Raw genomic sequence first — 6,053 nt, 5'->3', positions numbered from 1 at the left:
GTCGTTCTTCTCCTGCCGCGTGGTCGACACGCGCGCGTAGACGAAGACCCGCTTACCCTCGAACGTGCCGCCTGCCGTCATCACCATGCCTTTCGAACAAGGCGGTGATTTCGCCGCCGAAGAGGCGATCGATCAGCGCGACCCCTTGTTCAAGTGTCGACCATGAATCGTCGAGACGGCAGCTGACAAGATAATTATGGGCGGCGTCCGATGCCGGGACGGACACGCCCTCGTCGTTGTTGTCATGGCTGTTCCGCGCCGCGTCCATGAAGGACGCGTCGAGGATAATGGCGGTTCAATCGTCCACAGGGTCACTCCACTATGTCGCCGGACAGATGGCCGGCGTCACGCCGATCCTGATGATTCGCCTTGCGGTGAGTCCGGGTAGCGCCAGCGATGCGGTGCGCTGTTGACGAGGTGGATCTGATCGGTAGCGGGCGGCAGCAGCATCATGGCGCAATTCTGCGCCACGATGGGGGCGGCCGAAGACGCCTGCATCCGCATGACGTGCGACAAACGACGGCGCTGCAGGACCGGATCGATCGTCGGCTTCCCGCGCGTAGCGACCGATGGCGGGCGCGGAACAGTCGCGAGCCGTCCCTCGATCGGGTGGCCGTGGCGCAGGAGTCTTCTGTTCCGCGCGACCGCCACGCGCTGATGTCGCTGAAAGGAGCCGATGTCGTTACCGGCGTCATCGAACCACAGATGCACGTGATAGCCCGCGCTATATCCCTCCTCGCCGTGGTCCGACATATCGGTCAGCCGGACCCGGCCGTCCTCGCACCACGTCTCGCCGAACCGGGTGCCGGTGGCGAGTGCGTCGATCGTGCGGTCTTCCGGTGCCAAGGCCTTCTTGGCCTGATGCTCCTTGGCGCTAATGACCGGTGCCAGCGCGGTTTCCAGCGCCCGCACGTGCCCCGCCTCGATCCAGCAATAGAAGATCGCAGCGAGCGCGCGCTCCAGCCGGCGATCGACCCTGGGCATCGGCAGCCTGTCCTTACCGCTGCGATATCGCTCGCTCAGCACACGTGCTTCGGCGGCGATGGTAAGCAGCCCAGTCGCGGCATGCTGTCGATAGGTCATGCCCCGAAACAACGCGGGGTTACCGCGCTGGAGTGAGCTGCCATGTTCATAGCGGGCTTCGGGACAGAAACGCGGGTTGCGGGCGATGCCGTCGCGGAAGAACGTCGCATCCTGCGGGGTGTCAGGGTGGCGGACCATCTCGAACGCGTCATGCCCGGCGCGACCGACAGCGATCGCCATGATGCTGGCCGCACCCTCGCTCCAGGCACGGCATGAGGCAGGGTCGAGCCTCTCCAGCACATCGTCGGGCGGGACCAGGGCGGTACTCGACAGCACCGCCAGTTCGGTGAGCCGAGCGACCGCAGCCGGGGCAGCGAACGGCCCGGCAAGCGTCGGGATGGCATCGAGATAGCCGCGCGAGAATATTTCGTTGCCAGCCGCGTCGAAGGTCAGATGAAGATGCGCGTCGATATTCTGTGCCAGCCGTGACAACTCGGCGATGACGCCGGCAACGGCGACGGGCGGCAGATGATCGCGCTGCCCGTTGTGCGCCCAGCGGGCGACGACCGACGCCGGCCAGGGAATGTCGAACGCATCGGGCCGCAACCGTAGTGCCGCCTTGAAATCCTTGGCGAGGATCAGGCGAGCGAGGGCTTCGTCCTGGTGACGCAGATCGACGATGAATTCGGCGAGATCGCGGGGCGAATGGCCGGTCACCATGCGCAGAAACATCTCGCGATCGGGAACCGTCCATCGCGTCGGCGCGAAGGGATCGCTGCTGGTCGGATCGGCCGGCGGCAGCTCGCTGCGGATGTCGTTCGACGGCATATCCGGCAAGATCAACAACTGGCGCCAGATGCCGGCTTCGAGGGCGTGCCGGTCCATGTCACGCGTGAGGACGGGGCGGTGCCCGGCGCGCGCCACGTCGATGTCACGCAGGATCGTCAGATGCGGCAGTCGCGCCATGCCGACCCGGTCGCCGCGCTCCTCGCCAGGCCATACATCCCAGCCCTGATAGACGGCGCGCAGGACATCGGCGTTGGTCGATGGACGGGCGCGCGCCGCCTGATGCGCGTGCAAGTGCTGGATATCGCTCAGGACGGTCATCGTCATTCCTTCGGGCAAACTCCCCAGCTTATAGGCTGTGAGCGCCGATCTGCCTAAGTGCCGCGCGCGCCGCGTCGATGTCGCGGTCGAGATCGGCCAGATCGGCAGCGATCCAGTCGTCGAGCGCGGTGAGCAGATCGCGGAGCGCGGTCGCATGACGTTCGACGTCGCGCCACGCGGCCTGGTCACGCGCGTCGCGTGCCAGCGGCCCGTCCTCGATCTGCAGGAGCGCGCGCTGCTCGGCCCTCACGCGCACCTCCAATGCGGCGATGTCAGAAAAGTGCAGGTCGGCATCGCCGACCCGCACCATGCGCCCGCTCTCGCTCACGAAGACGAACCCGCGTCGTCGCCTGCATCTTCGCCCGCGTGGTCACCCTTATCATCGGCAGCGCGGAACCGAACGTTGGCGCCGTGCTCCTGGAGCCAGTCGTAGGCCTCGCCGCAGCTGATCCGGGACGGCACCGACGCCAAGTCGAGCGCGTCGACGGTGCGGCGGATCAGCATCCATTGCGCGCGCGTTGCCGGGCGGTCGCGCCAAGACTTCTTGCCCGGGTTGTCCGCAGCCCACGTGGCGAACGAGCGGCACTCCTCCTCGTAACGCACGCGGGCGCGCTCGTGGAGCAGCGCCTGACCCTTCTGCGTCCAGTCCTCCATGTTCGCGCGAACAGCGAGCACCTCGATATCGATCACGCCGCCCTCGGCCAGCTGATCGGCATAGGGCAGGATCGCCTGGACATACTGGTCGGCGGGCAGTGCACGCAGATAGTAGCGCGCTTCCGCCATCTCGCCGCTGTAGCCGGCCTGGCGGTCTTGGTACGCCAGCCGGTGCGCGTGCCAGGTCTCGTGACGCGTACCGCTGAGCAGGCGATTGCGAGCGCTGCGCTCGTTGCGGCGCAGGCCGGCGAGCTTCGCCTGCAGTCGGGCCGTCTCGGCTTGTGCCTTGCGCAATGCGCTGCGGCGGCGTTCTTCGTCGCGGTCGTAGATCATGTCGTCCTCCTTCTCGGGTGAGGAGGACGGGCTAGGCGCGGCCGTCGCACCGGTCGCCGACAGGGTCACTCCAAAATCCGCATAAGGTATGGGCGTCGGTCGGGCAGCGGCGCGAGTGACCCTGACGCCGACGCGATATGGGCCGGTCCCTAGAAGCGAAGTCAGGAAAGCGGACAGGCAGGAAGTTTGGGGGGGTGGGAATGCGAAAGAAACGTTGACCTGCGGTCAACTGGCTGCCGATCCCTCTGGACCGGCGCTTTCGTCCCACCCCCCTTTTAGCACCAGCGAAGAAGGGTGGCCAACACGATGATACTGATGACCGAAGCGGGAATCATGGCCGAGGCGGATGCACGCGTGTTCGGCCTGCTCATGGCGTCCAACCGCACGGCTCGGCGCATGATGGCGGCGGATCGCACGATCGCCGGAGCCTATGCGCGGGTCGCGACGCTGCGGCAGAGGCAGGAGGCGAAAGCATCGCGCGATCATGCCCGTGCCGACCGGGAGCTGGCCCGTGAGCTGGAGCCGAGCATCGCACCGGGCTGGGGCCGCACGTTCGTCGTCAGGATGCCGCCATCTCCGCCGGTAACGTCCCAACCAGCGTCGGCCACGATAAGGGCAGCGGCGCGCGCATCTACGGCGACCCGGGCGATCCGCGCCTACACGGCACCCTTGCGCGACAATCGGGGCCGCGTCGCGCTCTACTTGAACATAAAATATCGCGGCCTCAAATCGAAGGGTTGGCGGCCCGGGCTGAGCGCCGACCACATCGGCTATATCCTGCGTGAGCTGGCGCTGGAGATGGCCGAGGCGCAACTCGGCAGGCCTATCTCGAACATGGGCGAGACGGCCGAAGAGATCATGGCGTGCTGGCGCGCGCTGGAGGAGGTGGAAGCGGGTTACCGCGCGAATGCCAAGGTGCAGTATCGCATCGTCTGGAATCTGCCGCACGAACTTGATGCCGACCAGCGTCGCGCGCTGGTCGAGGAATTCTGCGAGCGCACGTTCGGGCGGCTCGGCCTGCCCTATGTCGCCGCGATCCACGAACCGGACGCGAGCGGCGATCGTCGCAACTACCATGCGCACATCTGCTTCTCGACCCGGCCGTGCGAGCGCACCGGCGATCACGAATGGGCGATCGCCGAAGAGAAGGTCAACGGCCTCACCGACAAACCCGGGCTGCGGCTGGTGCGCGCGTTGGCGGCAGCGCGCATGAACCGCGCCTGCCGCGCAGCCGGGTCGACGACGCTGTTCACACATCAGACGTATGACGAGCGCGGTATCGATGCCGAGCGGCAGGCACATGTCGGGCCGGAGGCGATGGCGGCGCATGACCGCGGCGAGGTGGTCGGTGTGATCGCGCGCAACGCCGCAATCGTCGAGCGCAACGAACTGGCGGTTGAGCGTCAGCAGGTCGAGCGCCAGCTCGATACGACGCAGCACCTGCAGCGCCTGTTGGCGCAAGCCGATGGCATGGCGGAGCGACGCAGCGCCGTGCGCGCCGGACGTGACGCGATGGAAGTATTTCTCAGGAAGGCGAAAGGTATCGCACGATATGTCGTTCGCCCGGCGCGGCTAGGCAATAATATCGGCGTTCGCGCCCTCGAACTGCGCGCCCGCGCTGTCCGTATTCAGCGACGCTTGCCGGTGTCCGGACGCATAGACTTGGCTATCAAACCAGTCGCTCGGATGCTGCAACTCGTGCCGCAACTGGGCCGTCGAGCATCTGCGCGCAGGGACCGGCCAGCGTCGGCGGTGCTGGCCACGATCTCCCAGCTGACTGGGCGCGCGCGCGCGATCGGCGTAGCGTCGGCAGCCGCGTCCGCTCGCAGCAACCAGACGACGTCGGTTTGCACCGACACGACCGTCAAACTTTCGCAGCTGGGCAAGACCGTCGTTGCGACGCTTTCTGAGTGCGACACGACGCGGATTAGCGCGTCGCACGCGCGTGCAGATTTGCGTGCGATCGAAACGCGACTCGCCGAACGCCGTGCGGCCGAGCAGCAACGCCAGAGAGTTGAAGCGGACGCACTCGACCGGCAGGCTCGCGCAAAAACGGTCATCATGAACGCGACGGTGCCGCCCTACACGCTGTCGGCCGGCAGGGCGGCCCCCAACTTCACCACCTTGAGCGCTGCGGACCGGACACTCGTCCGCGACCTCGATCGTGACACGCTGGTCGCCACGCTACGCTTGCGTATCCAGCGCGATCTCGACGAACAGGCTGCTGCCCGGCAGCGAGAGCGTGAGCAGCGGGCGCAGGAAGAACATGCCGAGGCCGAGCGGCGAGCTGTGCAGGTCCGGCATGACCTCGCCCAAGTGACCGCGCGCCACGAGCAAATTCGAGCCGAACCAGACGAGGCCGTGCTCGGCACCAATCCGGTTCACATCTCCGGCACCGCTTCGGTCGCCAGCGGCAACATTGCCGAGCGAGCGCACATGGATATCAGTGCAACCGACACCGCGCATCTTGCCCGGCAACGCCGGCTGGCCTGGGCGGCAGACTATCGCGAAACGCTGATGACCGGCTGGAATGATAGCCGCCGCCGGGATCGTGTTGCCGTGATCGCCGTCGAGCCTGCATGCTCGGAGCCTGCCGTAATGACGCCGCCCCGCCAGATCATGCCGCCCGGGTTCAATCCTGACGAGCGGAGTCGATGACGGCTCCGGCCTGCTGTCGCTTGGTTTGCAAGTTCAGCTTCGCAAGAGCCTGCTCGCGTCCGTCACAGAACTCAACCAGCTCCTGATTTTCAACAGTGTCGTCGAAGACATTCTGATGAAGCACGGGGCAGAAGCAGGTCAGCCGGTCGTTGCCCTTCCAATACCATACCGCGGCCGGACAGGTCGCACAGGCGACTTTGTCGCCCGGCACCGGTTCGCCGATCTTCTCGAGATGGAGGAGAACAGCACTGTCCCGTTCGGTGGTAGGATCAATCAGA

6 protein-coding genes are annotated in these 6,053 nt (G+C 66.3%); 1 reads left to right on the top strand and 5 read right to left on the bottom strand.

What is annotated here, in order from left to right:
* Positions 1-52 precede the first annotated feature (52 nt).
* From ACFE7K_RS15400 to ACFE7K_RS15385, 4 genes are all read right to left on the bottom strand, one after another.
* A complete protein-coding gene (locus tag ACFE7K_RS15400) occupies positions 53-268 on the bottom strand; it encodes a hypothetical protein (RefSeq protein WP_375399077.1) in 216 nt (71 codons plus the stop codon).
* A gap of 77 nt (positions 269-345) precedes the next feature.
* Positions 346-2,130: a hypothetical protein gene (locus tag ACFE7K_RS15395; protein WP_375399076.1), complete on the bottom strand. Its 1,785-nt coding sequence runs from the start codon at positions 2,128-2,130 to the stop codon at positions 346-348.
* Positions 2,131-2,158: 28 nt separating this feature from the next.
* Positions 2,159-2,440, bottom strand: coding sequence for a hypothetical protein (locus ACFE7K_RS15390; RefSeq protein ID WP_375399075.1), 282 nt, complete (start codon positions 2,438-2,440; stop codon positions 2,159-2,161).
* 14 nt (positions 2,441-2,454) lie between these two features.
* On the bottom strand, positions 2,455-3,117 hold the full coding sequence (locus tag ACFE7K_RS15385) for a hypothetical protein (RefSeq protein WP_375399074.1): 663 nt from the start codon (positions 3,115-3,117) through the stop codon (positions 2,455-2,457).
* Between the two features lie 306 nt (positions 3,118-3,423).
* On the opposite strand from ACFE7K_RS15385, the gene ACFE7K_RS15380 reads away from it, so the two are divergent.
* Complete coding sequence (locus tag ACFE7K_RS15380; RefSeq protein ID WP_375399073.1) at positions 3,424-5,775, top strand: MobA/MobL family protein; 2,352 nt, start codon at positions 3,424-3,426, stop codon at positions 5,773-5,775.
* Here ACFE7K_RS15380 and ACFE7K_RS15375 read toward each other — a convergent pair.
* Positions 5,750-6,053, bottom strand: a 304-nt coding sequence (locus ACFE7K_RS15375; RefSeq protein WP_375399072.1) for a hypothetical protein, incomplete at its 5' end; no start/stop codon positions are given. The two genes, ACFE7K_RS15380 and ACFE7K_RS15375, sit on opposite strands and share 26 nt — an antisense overlap.

It is taken from the genome of uncultured Sphingomonas sp., from assembly GCF_964244265.1.
Lineage (GTDB): Bacteria > Pseudomonadota > Alphaproteobacteria > Sphingomonadales > Sphingomonadaceae > Sphingomonas.
The sequence above is the reverse complement of the archived record's forward strand: the minus strand, read 5'-3'. Positions and strand labels throughout refer to the sequence as shown.

Excerpts from the sequence above, each read along its gene's own strand:
- ACFE7K_RS15400 (WP_375399077.1), bottom strand. The coding sequence starts at position 268 with ATGGACGCGGCGCGGAACAGCCATGACAACAACGACGAGGGCGTGTCC.
- ACFE7K_RS15385 (WP_375399074.1), bottom strand. The coding sequence starts at position 3,117 with ATGATCTACGACCGCGACGAAGAACGCCGCCGCAGCGCATTGCGCAAG.
- ACFE7K_RS15380 (WP_375399073.1), top strand. The coding sequence starts at position 3,424 with ATGATACTGATGACCGAAGCGGGAATCATGGCCGAGGCGGATGCACGC.
- ACFE7K_RS15395 (WP_375399076.1), bottom strand. The coding sequence starts at position 2,130 with ATGACCGTCCTGAGCGATATCCAGCACTTGCACGCGCATCAGGCGGCG.
- ACFE7K_RS15390 (WP_375399075.1), bottom strand. The coding sequence starts at position 2,440 with ATGGTGCGGGTCGGCGATGCCGACCTGCACTTTTCTGACATCGCCGCA.